At 71.0% G+C, this 14,642-nt stretch carries 15 protein-coding genes; 9 read left to right on the forward strand and 6 right to left on the reverse strand.

All coding sequences use genetic code 11. The annotated features are described in order from the left end of the window. Position 1: 1 nt before the first annotated feature. The gene (locus POL72_RS32765) at positions 2 to 1,471 is read right to left on the reverse strand and encodes a serine/threonine protein kinase (RefSeq protein WP_272100555.1); all 1,470 of its coding nucleotides are present in this window, start codon (positions 1,469 to 1,471) and stop codon (positions 2 to 4) included. Then, a complete protein-coding gene (gene gpmI / locus POL72_RS32770) occupies positions 1,472 to 3,103 on the reverse strand; it encodes a 2,3-bisphosphoglycerate-independent phosphoglycerate mutase (RefSeq protein WP_272100557.1) in 1,632 nt (543 codons plus the stop codon). A gap of 102 nt (positions 3,104 to 3,205) precedes the next feature. Here gpmI and POL72_RS32775 point away from each other — a divergent pair, with 102 nt between their 5' ends. The 5 genes from POL72_RS32775 (at position 3,206) to POL72_RS32795 (ending at position 6,827) form a co-directional block, all read left to right on the forward strand. Continuing rightward, positions 3,206 to 3,772: a Uma2 family endonuclease gene (locus tag POL72_RS32775; RefSeq protein WP_272100559.1), complete on the forward strand. Its 567-nt coding sequence runs from the start codon at positions 3,206 to 3,208 to the stop codon at positions 3,770 to 3,772. 459 nt (positions 3,773 to 4,231) lie between these two features. Continuing rightward, positions 4,232 to 4,597: a hypothetical protein gene (locus POL72_RS32780; protein WP_272100561.1), complete on the forward strand. Its 366-nt coding sequence runs from the start codon at positions 4,232 to 4,234 to the stop codon at positions 4,595 to 4,597. Positions 4,598 to 4,789: 192 nt separating this feature from the next. Further along, positions 4,790 to 5,338, forward strand: a complete 549-nt coding sequence (locus POL72_RS32785) for a hypothetical protein (RefSeq protein WP_272100562.1) — start codon at positions 4,790 to 4,792, stop codon at positions 5,336 to 5,338. Beyond that, positions 5,335 to 6,405 carry an HTTM domain-containing protein gene (locus tag POL72_RS32790; protein ID WP_272100564.1) on the forward strand — a complete coding sequence of 357 codons (1,071 nt, stop codon included), beginning with the start codon at positions 5,335 to 5,337 and terminating at the stop codon, positions 6,403 to 6,405. Before POL72_RS32785 ends, POL72_RS32790 begins: the two co-directional genes overlap by 4 nt. Then, positions 6,357 to 6,827: an NUDIX domain-containing protein gene (locus tag POL72_RS32795; RefSeq protein ID WP_272100566.1), complete on the forward strand. Its 471-nt coding sequence runs from the start codon at positions 6,357 to 6,359 to the stop codon at positions 6,825 to 6,827. Before POL72_RS32790 ends, POL72_RS32795 begins: the two co-directional genes overlap by 49 nt. 52 nt (positions 6,828 to 6,879) lie before the next feature. Here the strand turns inward: POL72_RS32795 and POL72_RS32800 are convergent, their stop codons facing one another. Then, entirely contained in the window at positions 6,880 to 7,353 is a 474-nt protein-coding gene (locus POL72_RS32800) for a GNAT family N-acetyltransferase (RefSeq protein ID WP_272100568.1), read from the reverse strand. 399 nt (positions 7,354 to 7,752) lie between these two features. Here POL72_RS32800 and POL72_RS32805 point away from each other — a divergent pair, with 399 nt between their 5' ends. Beyond that, positions 7,753 to 8,928 carry a cupin domain-containing protein gene (locus POL72_RS32805; RefSeq protein WP_272100570.1) on the forward strand — a complete coding sequence of 392 codons (1,176 nt, stop codon included), beginning with the start codon at positions 7,753 to 7,755 and terminating at the stop codon, positions 8,926 to 8,928. A 123-nt stretch (positions 8,929 to 9,051) separates the two neighbouring features. Here POL72_RS32805 and mdh read toward each other — a convergent pair whose 3' ends face one another. After that, positions 9,052 to 9,993: a malate dehydrogenase gene (gene mdh, locus POL72_RS32810; protein ID WP_012233684.1), complete on the reverse strand. Its 942-nt coding sequence runs from the start codon at positions 9,991 to 9,993 to the stop codon at positions 9,052 to 9,054. Positions 9,994 to 10,121: 128 nt separating this feature from the next. Here mdh and POL72_RS32815 point away from each other — a divergent pair, with 128 nt between their 5' ends. Both POL72_RS32815 and POL72_RS52350 read left to right on the forward strand, forming a co-directional pair. Further along, positions 10,122 to 11,117, forward strand: a complete 996-nt coding sequence (locus POL72_RS32815; protein WP_272100574.1) for a phosphoribosylaminoimidazolesuccinocarboxamide synthase — start codon at positions 10,122 to 10,124, stop codon at positions 11,115 to 11,117. Between the two features lie 17 nt (positions 11,118 to 11,134). After that, positions 11,135 to 11,185: a hypothetical protein gene (locus POL72_RS52350; RefSeq protein ID WP_506377481.1), complete on the forward strand. Its 51-nt coding sequence runs from the start codon at positions 11,135 to 11,137 to the stop codon at positions 11,183 to 11,185. 24 nt (positions 11,186 to 11,209) lie between these two features. On the opposite strand, the gene POL72_RS32825 is transcribed toward POL72_RS52350, so the two are convergent. Together POL72_RS32825 and POL72_RS32830 are read right to left on the reverse strand one after the other, a co-directional pair. Then, positions 11,210 to 12,133 carry a hypothetical protein gene (locus POL72_RS32825; RefSeq protein ID WP_272100576.1) on the reverse strand — a complete coding sequence of 308 codons (924 nt, stop codon included), beginning with the start codon at positions 12,131 to 12,133 and terminating at the stop codon, positions 11,210 to 11,212. A 139-nt stretch (positions 12,134 to 12,272) separates the two neighbouring features. Continuing rightward, positions 12,273 to 13,187, reverse strand: a complete 915-nt coding sequence (locus tag POL72_RS32830; protein ID WP_272100578.1) for a hypothetical protein — start codon at positions 13,185 to 13,187, stop codon at positions 12,273 to 12,275. A gap of 303 nt (positions 13,188 to 13,490) precedes the next feature. Between POL72_RS32830 and POL72_RS32835 the strand changes: the two genes are divergently transcribed. Further along, complete coding sequence (locus tag POL72_RS32835; RefSeq protein WP_272100580.1) at positions 13,491 to 14,591, forward strand: hypothetical protein; 1,101 nt, start codon at positions 13,491 to 13,493, stop codon at positions 14,589 to 14,591. Positions 14,592 to 14,642 lie beyond the last annotated feature (51 nt).

The following is a 14,642-nucleotide window of genomic DNA, read 5'->3' on the forward strand; positions in this document are numbered from 1 at the left end:
GTCAGGGCGACGCGTCCCTGTCCTCCACCGGCGGCGCGCCCGCGTCGATCGCGCTGCGATCGATCCGCATGCTCACGTCGAGCGTGACCGTCTGCCCCTCGGAGACGGTGATCGTGCGCTTCTCCTCGGGCGCGTTCGGGTGCCGGAACGTGACGTAATGCCGTCCGGCCTGGAGCGGGATCGCCCGCGCCATCGGCGTCACGTCGATGAGCTCCCCGTCGATGACGACCTCTGCCCACGGCCTGGCGAGGACCTTCAGGTAGCCGCGCTCCTCCGAGCGCTCGCCGGGCTGCCGGACCTCGGCGCTGGGCGGCTCCGCGGCGTCGTGCTGGCGGAGGCTGAGCTCGATGAGCGCGCCGCCCGCGACGACCAGCGCGAAGATGCCGACGAGCCGGCCCACATCGGGCGCGAGCGACGGCGCGCTGCGCTGCGCTGCGGCGGGGCGCGCGGAAGGCGCCTGCGTGGGCGGCAGCTCGTCGCCGCCGAGCTTGGCCGCCGCGAGGGCGCTCGCGATGAGCGCGCGCGGCTGCGGATGACCGCGCTCCGCGAGCTCCTCGGCCAGGGCGTCCGCGACGGCGCGGCCGTTGTCGTAGCGCTGCTCCGGCTCTTTCTCGAGGCACCGGAGCACCACGCGCTCCAGGCCGCGCGACACGTCGGGCACGAGCCCCCGCAGCGGCTGCGGCGGCGCGTTGCGGATCCGGTGCGCGACGGCCCTGCCCTCGGCCCACCGGTCCTCCTCGCGCTCGCGCGGCGCGCCGGGCGCGGCCGATGCGCGGTTCGACGCGTGATTCGAAGCACGGCTTGCTTCCTCCGGCCCCCCCTTCGGCTCGTCGAACGGGCGCACCCCGGTGAGCATCTCGAACAGCACGACGCCCAGCGCGAACACGTCCGCCTGAGGCCCGGGCTCCGCCCCGAGGATCTGCTCGGGCGCCATGTAGTCGGGCCGCGCGAACGTGTCGCTGCCCTCGAACGGCTCCGGCAGCGAGGGTTGCCGGCCGTCGGACGCCGCCGCGAACTCGAGGATCTTCACGCCGCCCGCGGGCGTGACGATGACGCGCTCGGGGCGCAGCTCCCGGTGCACGACGCCCCGCTCGTGCGCGTGCCCGAGGCCGCGCGCGATCTCCAGCGCGATGGCCGCCGCGGCGCCCTCGTCGAGGCGGCCGGCGCGCGCGCACAGGGCCGCGAGCGTCGGCCCCGAGAGCGGCTCCAGCACGAGCCATATCCGGTCCTCGTCGCGCTGGAAGTCGTGGATGTCGATGATGTTCGGGTGCCGGATGCGCGCGAGGATCTTCGCCTCGCGCTCGAGGCCGGCCGCGAACGCGCTCGCGGCCGACACCGTGGGCTTGAGCGTCTTGATCAGCGCCGCCCGGCCGAGCCCCGCGTGCTCGGCCCGGTACGTCACGGTGAGCGCCCGCGACGAGACGGCCTCGCGCAGGATGTACGGGCCGAGCTGCCTCTGGTCGGCGCCCACTTACCGCTGTCGGACGCGGAGCGTGCGCCCCGTCATCGCCGCGGGCTGCGGGAGGCCGAGGATCTCGAGCATCGTCGGCGCCACGTCGCAGATGCGGCCGCCGGACCGGAGCACGACGCCGGGGTCGTTCTTGTTCAGGTAGTAGAGCGGCACCGGGTTGAGCGTGTGGGCGGTGTGCGGGTTGCCGTGCTCGTCCTTCATCTGCTCGCAGTTGCCGTGGTCCGCGGTGATGATCAGCGCGCCGCCGGCCTCGCGTACGGCGTCCCCGATGGCGCCGAGCCCCTTGTCGACCGCCTCGTTGGCGTGGATGGCGGCCTCGAGGATGCCGGTGTGCCCGACCATGTCCGGGTTCGCGAAGTTCACGAGGATGAAGTCGTACTTGCCGCTCTTGATCGCGGCCACGACCTCGCTCGCGACGCCCGCCGCGCTCATCTCCGGCTTCTTGTCGTAGGTGGCGACGTCGCGCGGCGAGGGCACGAGCTTCCTGTCCTCGCCCGGGAACGTCTCCTCGCGGCCGCCGTTGAAGAAGTACGTGACGTGCGCGTACTTCTCGGTCTCCGCGCACCGGAGCTGCGTGAGCCCGGCGCGGGCGATCATCTCGGGGAACGACTCGGTCACCTCGTCCTTCGGGAACGCGACCGGCAGCTTCAGCGCCGCGTCGTACTCGGTCATGCCGCTGTAACAGTGCTCCTGGAAGGCGAAGACCGGCTTGCCCCGGTCCGAGAGGAGCTCCAGCACCTCGGCCGGCAGGTTCCGCCGCGTGAGCATCGCCGAGATCTCGCGCATGCGGTCGGGCCTGAAGTTGACGGAGAGGCCGACCTCCTCTCCCTGCCACTCCCAGCGGGGCTCCTGCGAGGCGAAGTCGGCCACGAAGTCGCCCTTGATGCCGCTGTAGTCGCCGATGCGGACGGGCTCGACGAACTCGTCCGTCTTCCCGGCCGCGTACGACTGCTGGATCGCGTCGAACGCCGTGTCGGCCCGCGGCGCCTCGCCGCGCACGATCGCGGTGTAGGCCTTCATGACGCGGTCCCAGCGCTTGTCGCGGTCCATGGCGTAGTACCGGCCCGAGATGGTGCCGATGACGCCGATGCCCTGGAGCGCCTCCTCGATCTTCTCGACGTAGCCCCACGCGCTCTTCGGCGGCGTGTCGCGGCCGTCGAGGAACGCGTGCAGGACGAGGGGCACCTCGTGGAACTTCGCGAGCTTGATCAGCGCGAGGAAGTGGTCGAGCGACGAGTGGACGCCGCCGTCGGAGACGAGCCCGAAGAGGTGCACCCGGCACTTGCGGTCCTGCGCGACGCGGAACGTCCGGTCGATGATCTCGTTCGAGCCGAGCTTGTTCTCGGCGATCGCGACGTCGATGCGCGAGATGTCCATCAGCGCGATCCTCCCCGCGCCGAAGTTCAGGTGGCCGACCTCGCTGTTGCCCATCTGCCCCACCGGGAGCCCGACGTCCGGGCCGCTCGTCCCGATCAGCGTCTTCTCGGAGTCGCGCTTGATCGCCTCGAGGTTCGGCATCGCCGCGAGGGCGATCGCGTTCTGGTCCTTTTCTTCGCGCTCGCCGAATCCATCGAGGATGCAGAGGACGAGCGGACGGGGGCGTTGCGTGGGGGAGGGGGCTGCTTCGCTCATGGCGGCGGAATCTACAACGAACCCGCGGCGATCGGAGGGGGGCTGCTCACGGAATTTCGCCGGGCGAGCCGCCGCGCCCGGCGTGCATGCTAACATCCGACCATGTCCGACTGCGCCCGTCGCGCCACGTACCAGGATGTGCTTGACACGCCGCCGAACCAGGTGGCGGAGGTCCTGAACGGCGTCCTCCACGCGACGCCGCGCCCTTCCGTGTTCTCCCGCAACGTGACGTCGGTGCTCGCGGGGGAGCTTTACCTGCCATTTCGCCGCGGCATCAAGGGGCCTGGCCGGTGGGCGCTGCTTGTCGAGCCCGAGCTGCACCTCGGCACCGATCCGGACATCGTGATCCCCGACATCGCCGCGTGGCGCCGCGACCGGATGCCGCAGATCCCGATGCGGAACGCGGCGATCTTCCTCGCGCCCGACTGGGTGTGCGAGGTGATCTCGCCGTCCACCGAGGCGCTCGATCGCCGCGACAAGATGGAGATCTACGCGCGCGAGCTCGTGGCGCACTACTGGCTGATCGACCCGCGGCTCCGGCTCCTGGAGGTCTACCGCATCGACGGTGGGCGGTTCGTGCGCGTGGGGGCGTGGGAGGGTGACGTCACCGTGCGCGCGGCGCCGTTCGACGCCGTGGAGATCGAGCTCGGCGTTCTTTGGCAGGAATAGCGCAGGAATAGCGCAGGAACAGCGCAGGAACAGCGCAGGATCTGCCGTCTCCGGACGGCGTCGGGCCGCGCGCCCTCGGGGGCTCGAGCGGCGCACGCGCCGGGCAAGGCGCGTGAGCTCATGATCGGCGTCGCGACGGGCCGGAGCGCCCGGGGGCTCGGAGAGCGCCGCGTGGCGGTGACCCTCGAGCGGCAGGTCGCGCCCTCCGCTCGATCAGCTCAGCGTGGTTCGGGTCAGGACGCTGTGTGCCCTCATTGCGCGCTTGCCCCGTGAGAGATCCGGTTGTCTTGCATGATCCGCTCTCTCCCTCTCTCGTCACACATCGCGTAGTGCGCCGACGGGATACTCGGCCGATGGGGACCTTTATCGTGATTGTCACCCCGCGAGAGGGGAAGCGACAGCCGTCCGCTGGATGTGGCCGGGGCGTGCGGCTTGCATGGACGTCGAGGACGCACGGCCATGTTCGGCGCTCATCATGAGCAGCCGTCGCACGGGGGGATGAACATGAAGCGCATCAACATCATCGGCATGCTGGCCGCGACGCTCGCATGCCTCGGGGTAGCGCAGCTCGCCTCGGCCGCAACCACGACGCCCGTCGAGGAGCTCGTCCTCGTCGCGGAAACACGAGCTCCCGTCGCCGCGGATGCACCCAACGCTCGTCCTGCACGCCAGCGGCCCTGGTATGGTCACTGGTACAGGCCCTGGCACGGGTACTGGCATGGTCATTGGCACGGGTACTGGCATGGTCATTGGCACGGGTACTGGCACGGTCATTGGCATGGTCACTGGCACGGTCATTGGCATGGCCTCTGGTACGGGTACTGACGGTGACATGGCCTGTGGCGGCCCGATGGCGGCCTCGCACCCTCGGCCGGGGGACACCCGAGGGGGGCAGGACGAAACGCTGGGGGCGCTGGCATCGCGGCGCCGCGAGGCAGGAGAGCGGGACGAGCGGCCCCCATCCCGTCTCGCTCTCGTCGGTCAGGATCGCGAGCGGGCATTACCGGAGGGAGCTGCATGGAGGGAAAACGGAACAGCCGGAGCCACGCCGCAGCCCTGGTCGCCGTCGTGGGCCATCTAGGCCTCGTCGTCATGGGGGCTCTCCAGATCCACCCCGAGGGAGACGGTTGGCCGGCGCGGGCGCTCGCGTATTACGGGGCGCTCTCCGGGGCCGAGAGCGGCTATGCCTTCTTTGCTGACAGCATCACCCCGCTGCCGAGGGCCATCTTTCATGTCTCGGACGCCGGCGGCGCGACCATCACCGACGCCCTCGAGTCGGGCGCCAGCCGCGAGACGGAGATCCGGATCCTGAACCTCATCACGCCTTTCTTGAACGTGGAGGACCCGACGATCCAGCGCTCGATCGCCGCCTCGTGGGCGGGCAAGGTGCTGGCGAGACACCCCGCGGCCGAGAGCGTCCTCGTCCGACTGGAGACGTACGATCTGCCGTCGATGCGGGAGTACCGGGAGGGGAAGAGGTCCAGCTGGAACCTGCAGTACGAGGCGAAGTTCATGATCCGCTCGAGGCTCCGGACCTCTCGAGAGGCGAGCGGCGGTGCGCGGTGAAGGACCCTTCGAACTGCGCCCGCGGGCCGGCCGAAGGCAGCGCGCCCGCGCGCGTCCTCCGCTCGATCGAGCGCTTCGCGCTGGCGCCGGCCTCGGCGGCGCCGCTCGCGGCCCTCCGCATCGGGCTCGCGGCCGTGCTCTTGCTTCAAGCGGCGCTCGTCGCGCCCGCGCTCTTCGAGCTCTACGGGCGGTCCGGGATCCTCCAGGGGCCTCTGCGCGACGTGTTCGCGAGGACCGAGCTGCCTCGCATCGGCTGGGCGGTGGAGCTGCTCGCCCCGCTCGGGATCGGGGAGGATCCGGTCATCCTGGGCACGGGGGTGATCTACGTCGTTGCCCTTGCCGCGCTCCTGGTCGGTTGGTGCACAAGGGCCGCGGCCTTCCTGGCGTGGCTCACCCACCTGATGCTGGTGACGACGGCGAGCTCCACCGTCTATGGAGTGGACAGCTTCGCCAGCATCTTTCTCTTCTATCTCCTCTGGGTGCCCTCGGAGGCCGCCTTCTCGATGGATCGCCGGCTCGGGCGCGTGCAGGGAGGGCCCACGCCGGCGGCCCGGCTCGGGCTGCGCGTGGTGCAGCTGCATCTCTCGTTCGCTTACCTGGTCAGCGGGCTGGGAAAGGCCGCGGGCGAGCCATGGTGGGACGGCGAGGCGATCTGGCGTTCGGTCATGTTGCCGGAATACCGGCAGTTCGACTTCTCGTGGCTGGCCCACGCCCCCTGGCTCGCGGCGGTCGCCGGGTGGACGGTGCTGCTCGTGGAGATCGGCTATGGCTTCCTGATCTGGCCGCGCCGCACGCGGCTGCCCTGGGTCGTCGCCACCGTGGCGCTGCACGCCGGGATCGCCTTGTTCATGGGGCTCCTCGTGTTCGGCGCCCTCATGGCGGTGCTCACCATCGCCGCGTTCGCGGTGCCGAGCGAGCCCCCCGGGCCTGCGGCTCCAGCTGGCGCGGCGCCGGGGCGGTCCGCGCGTCCCCCCTTCTGGCGAACGGCGCCCCTGGATAAGCTGTCGCAGGTTCGATCATGTCGCGCACGGCCATCCCGACCTGGTGCATCGCTGTGGTGCTGGTGAGGCACCGGAGCCGGTTCCTCCTCGTGCACGAGCGCAAGCACGACCAGCGCTGGTATCTGCCGGCGGGCCGCGTCGAGCCGGGGGAGACGTTCGCGGAGGCGGCGCGCCGCGAGGCGCTGGAGGAGACCGGCGTGCCGGTGGAGCTGGAGGGCATCCTGCGCATCGAGCACAGCCCGGGCCCCCTGCAGGCGCGCTTCCGGGTGATCTTCCTCGCGCGCCCTCGGGACGCCACGCCCCCGAAGAGCCAGCCGGACGAGCACTCGCTCGAGGCGCGCTGGGTCACGCTGGAGGAGATCGCGGCCTTGCCGCTGCGCGGCCCCGACGTGGAGCTCTATTGCAGCGACGTGCTGGCCGGAGCGCATGTCTTCCCGCTGTCGCTGCTCGGGGCCGAGGGGGAGCCGCTCCTCGTGAGCGGCCGCTGAGGCGGCGCCTCTCGGGCCATGGCGATCCTGCCCGCCGCGCGGCGGCTCGTGCCTACAGCTTCAGCTTCATCCCCTCGTGGCTCGCCACGAAGCCGAGCCGCTCGTAGAAGCGGTGCGCGCGCAGCCGCGCCTTGTTCGAGGTGAGCTGCACCCGGAAGCACCCCCGCCGCCGCGCCTCGTCGATGGCCCATCGCATCATCGCCTCGCCGATCCCGCGGCCCCGCAGGCCCGGGTCCACGATGACGTTCTCGATCTGCGCCACGCGTGCTCCGCGGTTCGCCACGTACTGGATGAGGGTCAGGTGGAACGCGCCGGCGACGCGCCCGTCGACCTCGGCGACGAGCAGCGCGTTGTTCGGATCTTCCGCGATGGCGGCGAGCGCCTCGCCGTAGCGCGGATCGAGCGGCGGACCGGGGTGGTCCGTCTTCGCGTTGCCCTCGTCCGGGATCGAGAAGAGATGGACGATCACGGGCAGGTCCGCCTCGGTGGCGCGGCGGACGACGGGTACGAGCTGCGGCTGGCTCATGCACGCATCCTGCCACAACGCATGGCCGTCCCGGGCTTCGTGCGTCGTCCGCCCGCGCTGGCCGCGCCCCCGCCGACCACAGGCGCGCAGGCGCCTCCGCTGCGGGCGAACACGTAAGCGGGGAAGCAAGGGAATCAGAGAAGCACGGAAGCGCGGAAGCACGGAATCATGGAAGCAAAGGGGCAGGGAAGCAGAGGCGCAGAGAAACAGACGATCAGGAAAGCAGAGATGCTGAGAAGCAGCGGCGCGGGGAGCGGGAAGTGTGAATGAAAAGAACTGCAGGAGTTCTTCCTTTTCAGGCCCGTAGGATTCGCCTTCATGCCCGAGTGTGATCTAGACACAAGCGATCAAGCCGTGCAGAGTCGACGCACCATCATGTCGACCCGGAGGACCGTGTAGATGCGCGTAGTCAACACAGCCGACATCCTCGCGATCGAGCCTCTCAAGGCGGATGAGCGCACCCTGCTGGGGCTATTCAAGGATATCCGGAAACACTCGGAGCTCTCGGCTTACCTGCCGGAAGCTTGCCGCCTCTCCTTGAGATGGATCCGCCTCCTCGAAGGTCAGCCGCTCAAGCCTCGTTCGCTCCCTGGCAAAGGCATGCTCGTCATCACCGAAGGCTCAGGCGAGGTCATCGGGGGCTCGCGCCGGGGCGTTCGGGCGGGAGACGTCGTGATGGTCCCTCCCGGCGGGCTGCAGGGGCTCGTGGGCGGCGCGCCGGACGGGCTCTCCGCCCTGTCCGTCCATTTCGAGGAGTTCGATGAAAGCGAGGCTCGCTGGGAAACGCCGTGTCTGTGCGCGGCGCTCGGGCGGGAGGACAGCGCGGAGGAGGTGGCCCCGGATCGCGCCGTGTCCCCGGTGGATCTCCTCGTCGAGGAGAACGAGGTCCACGCGCGGGAGTTCGCGGGCAGCCCCTTGATGCAGCTCATCCGGTCCGAGCGCGCCCTCCGGGACGACGTGAAGCGGCGGATGCTCGGCGCGCTCCAGATCTGGTCGAACGCGTTCCAGAAGGTCCTGTGCGCCAGGGTCGTCTTCGAGTCGCACCCTGGGGCCATCGCGATCGCCGAGCGCCACCTCGCCGACGAGGTCGGGCACAACCGGAGGCTCTCCCGGATGCACGACCCGCGGAGCTCGCCGTCCTGGGACCGCGGCATCGCCGCGGCGTCGTCCTGGTTCATCGAGCGGATGGGCTCGGCGTCCACCGAGGAGCGGACGGTCCTCGTCCACTTCGTCATCGAGCGCTGCGCCGACGTGCTGCTCACGGCGGCCCAGCAGATCTTCCCCGACTCGGACTACTTCGCGACGCACGCCGAGGTGGACGCCGAGCACTTCAAGCTCGGGCACAGCCTTCTGAAGGGCTTCCCCGGCCTCGACCTCGGCCCGCTGCGGGGCGCGCTCACCGAGGGCTGGCAGATGATGAACCTGATCTGCCAGCGCATCAGCGACATCGCTGCGGGGGACGGCGACGCGGCCACCGAGATGCCGGCGGGCGGCGCGAGCCCCGGCGAGCTCGCCCGCGATCCTCGGCGCGAGCTGACGGCCGTGCTGGATGGCCTCTACGGCGGTGTGATGTGAACCGCTGAAACGCCGAGGGAGAGGGAGAGCCGTTCGCTCTCTCCTCTCCCCCTCGCTGCTGGCGCGCGTTCCGCTGCTGGCGCGCGTGCGCTTCGTGGCGCGCGGCGCGCCGCGCGTCCGGCGCTAGCTCGAGGCCTTCACCACGTCGGTGATGCCCTGCACGCTCTTCGCGCTCTTCGCGAGCATCTCCTTCTCTTCTGCGGTCAGCGGCAGCTCGACGATCTTCTCGATGCCCTTGCCGCCGAGGATGACCGGCACGCCCATGAAGATGTCCTTGTACCCGTACTCGCCGTCCAGGTAGGCCGCGACGGGGAGCAGCCGCTTCTGGTCGAGCAGGTAGCTCTCCGCCATCGCGACGGCGCTCGAGGCGGGCGCGTAGTAGGCGCTCGTCCCCATGAGCTGGACGATCTCGCCGCCGCCCTTGCGGGTCCTCGCGATGAGGGCGTCGAGCTTCTCCTTGCTGATGAGCTCGGTCGCGCGCACGCCGTTGATCGTGCACGCCGACGGGATGGGCACCATGTCGTCGCCGTGGCCGCCGAGGACCATCGCGCGCACGTCCTTCACGGAGACGTTCGCCTCGCGCGCCAGGAACAGCTGGAAGCGCGCGCTGTCGAGCACGCCCGCCATGCCGAGCACGCGCTCGCGCGGGAAGCCGGTGCGGCGCTTGAACTCGTAGACCATCGCGTCGATCGGGTTCGAGATGACGATCACCAGCGCGTTCGGGCAGTGCTCCTTCGCGCCGTCGGCCACGCTGCGGATGATCGGCAGGTTCGTCGCGACCAGGTCGTCACGGCTCTGGCCCGGCTTGCGCGGGATGCCGGCGGTGACGATGAGGACGTCGGCCCCTGCACAGTCCGCCCAGCTCGAGGTGCCCTTGATCGAGGCGTCGTAGCCCAGGACGGCGCCGTTCTGCTCGAGGTCGAGCGCCTTGCCTTTCGCGAAGTCCGTCTTCTGGGGGATGTCGAACAGCACGACGTCCCCGAGCTCCTTGCGCGCGATGAGGGCCGCGAGCTCCCCGCCGATGTTGCCGGCGCCGATAAGGGCGATCTTTCTTCGGTTTGCCATGGGCGGCCCTATTACCACCCCCCCGGCCGGAGACCAACGGGGCTCCAGGGCGGGCGCGGGGGAGGGAACTCGGCCGGCGCCTGCGAAACCTGTCGACTCGGCCCGCGAGCCCGGGTAAGCCGCGCCCCATGGTCACCGAGGACGATCTGCGCACCGCGCTCGGCAGGGTGCTCGAGCGCACCTCGCTCGCGGGCCCCTTCGCCCGCTACGAGGGCAAGGTGCGGGACTGCTACACGACGCCGGATGGCCGCCGCCTGCTCGTCGTCACCGACCGCATCAGCGCCTTCGATCGCGTGCTCGGCACGCTGCCGCTGAAGGGCCAGGTGCTGAACCGGCTGTCCGCCTTCTGGTTCGAGCGCACGCGGAGCGTCGCGCCGAACCACATGATCTCCCAGCCCGACCCGAACGTCCTCGAGGCGATCGAGTGTGTGCCCCTGCCGGTCGAGATGGTGGTGCGCGCCTACGTGACGGGCGTGACCTCGACAAGCATCTGGACGCACTACGCGCGCGGCGAGCGCGTCTTCTGCGGCCACCGGCTCCCCGACGGCCTGCGGAAGAACGAGCGCCTGCCACAGCCCATCCTGACGCCGAGCACCAAGGCGCCGAAGGGCGGGCACGATCTCTCCGCCTCGCGCGAGGAGATCCTCGCCCTCGGCACCATCGCGCCGCGCGACTTCGACGCCGCCGCCGAGATGGCCCTCGCGCTCTTCGAGCACGGCGCCCGCGCGTGCGCGGAGCAGGGGCTCATCCTCGTCGACACCAAGTACGAGTTCGGCAAGGACCGGGACGGGAACATCGTCGTCATCGACGAGATCCACACCCCCGACTCGTCCCGCTTCTGGTTCGCCTCGTCCTACGGCGAGCGCTTCTCGGCCGGCGAGGACCCGGAGTCCTTCGACAAGGAGTACGTGCGCCGCTGGCTCGCCGCGCGCGGCTTCCAGGGCGACGGGCCGATCCCCTCGATCCCGGACGAGATCCGGATCGAGGCGTCCCGCCGCTACATCGAGGCGTTCGAGCGGATCACCGGGGCGGCGTTCGTCCCCGACCTCGAGGACCCGGCGGTGCGCATCCCGCGCAACCTGGGGCCTCGCTCGGCAGCGCGCCCGACCTCGAGCAGCGGCTGAAGAAGATGACGGACGAGATGCTCGCCAACACCGTCATCGAGGATTACGAGGTCACGATCGCGCCGTAGCCCTGGCCCCGCGGGGCCGGCGGATCAGGCCTCGGGCGCGACGAGCTTCTTCGCCCAGAGGATGGCGTCCTTGCGGGCGCGGCCGACGACGAGGTGCCGCGCCAGCACGGCCGAGCGGCGGAAGCCGTTCGCGAGGAGGGCGGCGCACAGCTCCTGGTCGTCCGCAGGGGCGAAGGTGAACGTGCTCACGGCCTTCTCCTCGACGAGGCGGTCGCAGAGCGCGCCGATGGCGGCTGTCGTGGCGAGCCGCTCCGACTCGTGGCGCGGCGAGCTCAGGAGCTCCAGGAACGAGTTGCCGAAGCACGACTGCATCTCCCACGCGGCGTGCAGCGTGAAGCCGCCCCGCGCGGACAGCACGTAGCCCGTCCGCACCGCGTCGCGCCCGAACGGCTCGAAGCCCGTCAGCGCCCGCCCTGCCCGCTGCGCGGCCGAGGCCGCGCGCCGCAGCTCGGCGCTGCTCGCGGGCGCGATCTTGATCGCGGGCAGCGGCCGCGCCTCGGCCTCCCGGAGCAGCCGCCGCGCGCGGGCGATCGTGCGCTCCGCGAGCAGGACCGCCGGCGAGGCCGCGACGTCGTCGCCCTCGCCGCCCTCCTCGCCGTCGCCGCTCGCGCGCAGCCGCGACGTCATCTCGGACACGACCGCCCCGAGGATCCAGGCGTCGCTGCGCTTGTAGAAGCCGGGGATCGACCCCTCCCGCGTGAACCCGAGGCGGGTCCACGTCGGCACCTCGTCGCGCTCGACCAGCGTGAAGATCTTCTCGACCCCCTCGCGCTTGGCGGTCGACAGGACGAAGCTCCGCTTGGACGGCGTAGGCCCCGCGCGGAAGTCGACGATGCGGAGCGTCCGGTGCCGTCGATTGACCAGGAGACAGAGCGAGACGGAGTCGTTCCGGAACAGGAGCTCGTCGACACCGCTGCTCGCCGTCGAAGACAAGTTTGTCGCTGCCATACCCCCTCGCGCTCGGCGCAGACGTGACGCCTCGGCTCAGACGTTCATTGCAGAATTGCAAATTGCAGATCTGCAATGCCCCGTAGCAGCCGAGGCCGACAGCGTCAACGATGTCGGCGGGATCGCGGTGAGGAGGGGGTCAGGGGGTCGCGGCGAGCCGGCTTGCGTCGGTCGGCTTGACCCCGAGGGCCACGAGCGCCTCCTGGAGCCGGGAGCGCTGGAGGGAGATGCGGGTCGGCATCCCTCCGGAGATCTTGAAGGTCTCGAGGAAGTTCACCCCGCTGTCGAACCGGGCGGCGAAGGTGATGCTGTCGTTGTCGACGACGACGGAGATGGGCGCGCGCTCCTGTCCGATGAGGAGGAGCAGGGTCTTGTCGTAGGCCCCGCCCCGCTGGGAGGCGTCGACTAGGACGAGGCCCGGCTCGACGCGCTCGTAGCGGAGCGCGATCCGGCGGGTCTCGGCTTCCATGGTGGCGAGCTCGGCGCCGGCCTGGTCGATGGGGGTCCAGAGCGACGGGTCGGAGAGGCCTGACGCGAGGTGCCGGACGATGAGGCCGAAGAGGGCCTGATCGCGGGGGCGGGCGCGGAGCGCGCGGTCCATGCGGGTGGCGGCCGGGCCCGGGACGCCGATGCGGGTGTCGATGGCGCGGGCGTCGTCGTCGCAGCCGGGGTAGGGCTCGACGCCGCCGCGCATCCACTTCGCGCCGCTGGCGAGGCCGTCGAAGTCGACGTGGCAGACGAGGGTGTCGACGCGCCCGGCGCGGGCGACGAGCTCCGGCGTGATCATCTCGGGGCAGGCGCCGTGCTCGGCCTTGGTCGACAGGACGAAGCGGGGATCGCCGGCGAAGCGCGCGTGGTGGGCGCTGTCGTGGTGATCGACCCAGGCGGCGAGCCGCGGCCCGAGGTCCTGGATGAGGGGGAGAGTGACTGTCTCGAAGCTCTTGCCCCCCGCCTCCGAGGCGAAGGCGATATCGAGGACGGCGACGTTGCCGCGCAGATCGCGGGCGCGGGGGAGCTTGCGGGGGGAGGCGAAGGCGAGATCGAATCCGTGCATGGCGTGGCTTCCCGGGGAGGCAGGTACCGTCCAGCCGGGCGACCCGGCGCGTGCCGCGTCGGGCGCCCTGCTCCATACACCCGAAACGCTCGAAGCGCTGCGGTGGAGGACCTTTCTCGGGCGAGGCCTGAATGATCCGCTAGGATGATCCGACCAACGGCAGGGGCGGCTCGGCGTGCCGGGCGGCCCTGCAGTGCGCCGCCGCGCAGAGCAGGCCGGCGGTTCCAGGGAGACTCGACAGGTGGAGACCGCGCTCGGGCTCGCCGCGCGAGCCGGGCTGCCGGCCTGTGTCGGAGGAAGTGGATGAGAAGCAACGTTCTGGGACTCGGTCTTCTGGCTCTTGGGGGGGTGCTCTGCGCGGGGCTCCCGGGCGCGCCGGCCGTCTCCGAGGCGAGGGCAGAGCCCGCCCAGGTGGTGGTCTCGGCCGCGCAGGTGACGGGGGCGGCCGCACAGGCGACCGCGACGGTCGGGCAGGCGGTGTCGGGGCCGGCGTGCAAGCTGAAGGGGACGGCGCCGGTGGCCAAGGGCGCCCGGCTGCATGACGCGCCGAGCGGCGGGCGGGCGGTCGCGAGCTTCACCGGCGCGCTGGTCCCGATGACGCTGAGCGCGATCCCGGCGGATCCGGCGGCGGGCCGCGCGCGGCTGAGCACGTCGGACAGCTCGCCTGCGCTGCGGATCGACGGTTATATCCCGCCCTCGGACGTCGCGGTGTTCACGACGCGCGACATCCCGGTGATCGCCGGGCACGTGTGGATCTCGAGCGCGCAGAAGGTGAAGCTCGTCGCGGCCACGGGTGATTCGCTGCGCGCGGAGCTCTTGATCTCCGGGTCCGAGGGGCAGACGGCGAAGGCCTCGGCGCCCTGCGACGCCTTCGCGCTGCAGCGCGGCGCCTCCATGAAGATGGAGATCCCCGGCAGCGCGCGCGGCTACCTGATGAAGACGTCGACGATCGAGCTCTTCGATCGCGCTGGCGGCGACGTGATCTTCACGCTGAAGATGCTGGAGGGGGCGGCCCAGCTCTTCTGGAGCACCGAGGCGAAGCCCGGCTTCGTCCACATCATGTCGCGGGGCGACCTCACGATCGACGCCTGGGCGCGCCTCAAGGATCTCGAGCCGCTGAAGAAGGGCGAGATGATGGACCAGTACATCCCGCCGACGACCGCGGTGGCCGGCGCGCAGCTCGCGCTCGACAAGGCGCCGCCGATCGTGAAGGCGACGAGGGCCATCCCGGTGCGCGCGCGGCGCGACGAGAAGGAGAAGCCGATCGGCGAGATCGAGGCCGGCGCGGAGATCTACCTGCTCGAGACGGTGGCAGGCTGGACCAACGTGCTCCCGAAGGCGCTCGGGATGACGCCGCCGGACGAGGGCGGCTTCTGGATCCCCGCCTCGGAGACGCCGAAGTAGCGAGGGCGCGCGGGCCCGCCGGGCGGGCCGCACACGCCCGGACGACGCGCC

Source organism: Sorangium aterium (assembly GCF_028368935.1).
GTDB lineage: Bacteria > Myxococcota_A > Polyangia > Polyangiales > Polyangiaceae > Sorangium > Sorangium atrum.

What these genes read in the sequence shown, in the direction of transcription:
- POL72_RS32835 (WP_272100580.1), top strand. Translation starts at nt 13,491, where the DNA reads ATGAGAAGCAACGTTCTGGGACTCGGTCTTCTGGCTCTTGGGGGGGTG.
- gpmI (WP_272100557.1), bottom strand. Translation starts at nt 3,103, where the DNA reads ATGAGCGAAGCAGCCCCCTCCCCCACGCAACGCCCCCGTCCGCTCGTC.
- mdh (WP_012233684.1), bottom strand. Translation starts at nt 9,993, where the DNA reads ATGGCAAACCGAAGAAAGATCGCCCTTATCGGCGCCGGCAACATCGGC.
- POL72_RS32775 (WP_272100559.1), top strand. Translation starts at nt 3,206, where the DNA reads ATGTCCGACTGCGCCCGTCGCGCCACGTACCAGGATGTGCTTGACACG.
- POL72_RS32795 (WP_272100566.1), top strand. Translation starts at nt 6,357, where the DNA reads ATGTCGCGCACGGCCATCCCGACCTGGTGCATCGCTGTGGTGCTGGTG.
- POL72_RS32800 (WP_272100568.1), bottom strand. Translation starts at nt 7,353, where the DNA reads ATGAGCCAGCCGCAGCTCGTACCCGTCGTCCGCCGCGCCACCGAGGCG.
- POL72_RS32780 (WP_272100561.1), top strand. Translation starts at nt 4,232, where the DNA reads ATGTTCGGCGCTCATCATGAGCAGCCGTCGCACGGGGGGATGAACATG.
- POL72_RS32825 (WP_272100576.1), bottom strand. Translation starts at nt 12,133, where the DNA reads ATGGCAGCGACAAACTTGTCTTCGACGGCGAGCAGCGGTGTCGACGAG.
- POL72_RS32805 (WP_272100570.1), top strand. Translation starts at nt 7,753, where the DNA reads ATGCGCGTAGTCAACACAGCCGACATCCTCGCGATCGAGCCTCTCAAG.
- POL72_RS32830 (WP_272100578.1), bottom strand. Translation starts at nt 13,187, where the DNA reads ATGCACGGATTCGATCTCGCCTTCGCCTCCCCCCGCAAGCTCCCCCGC.
- POL72_RS32785 (WP_272100562.1), top strand. Translation starts at nt 4,790, where the DNA reads ATGGAGGGAAAACGGAACAGCCGGAGCCACGCCGCAGCCCTGGTCGCC.
- POL72_RS32815 (WP_272100574.1), top strand. Translation starts at nt 10,122, where the DNA reads ATGGTCACCGAGGACGATCTGCGCACCGCGCTCGGCAGGGTGCTCGAG.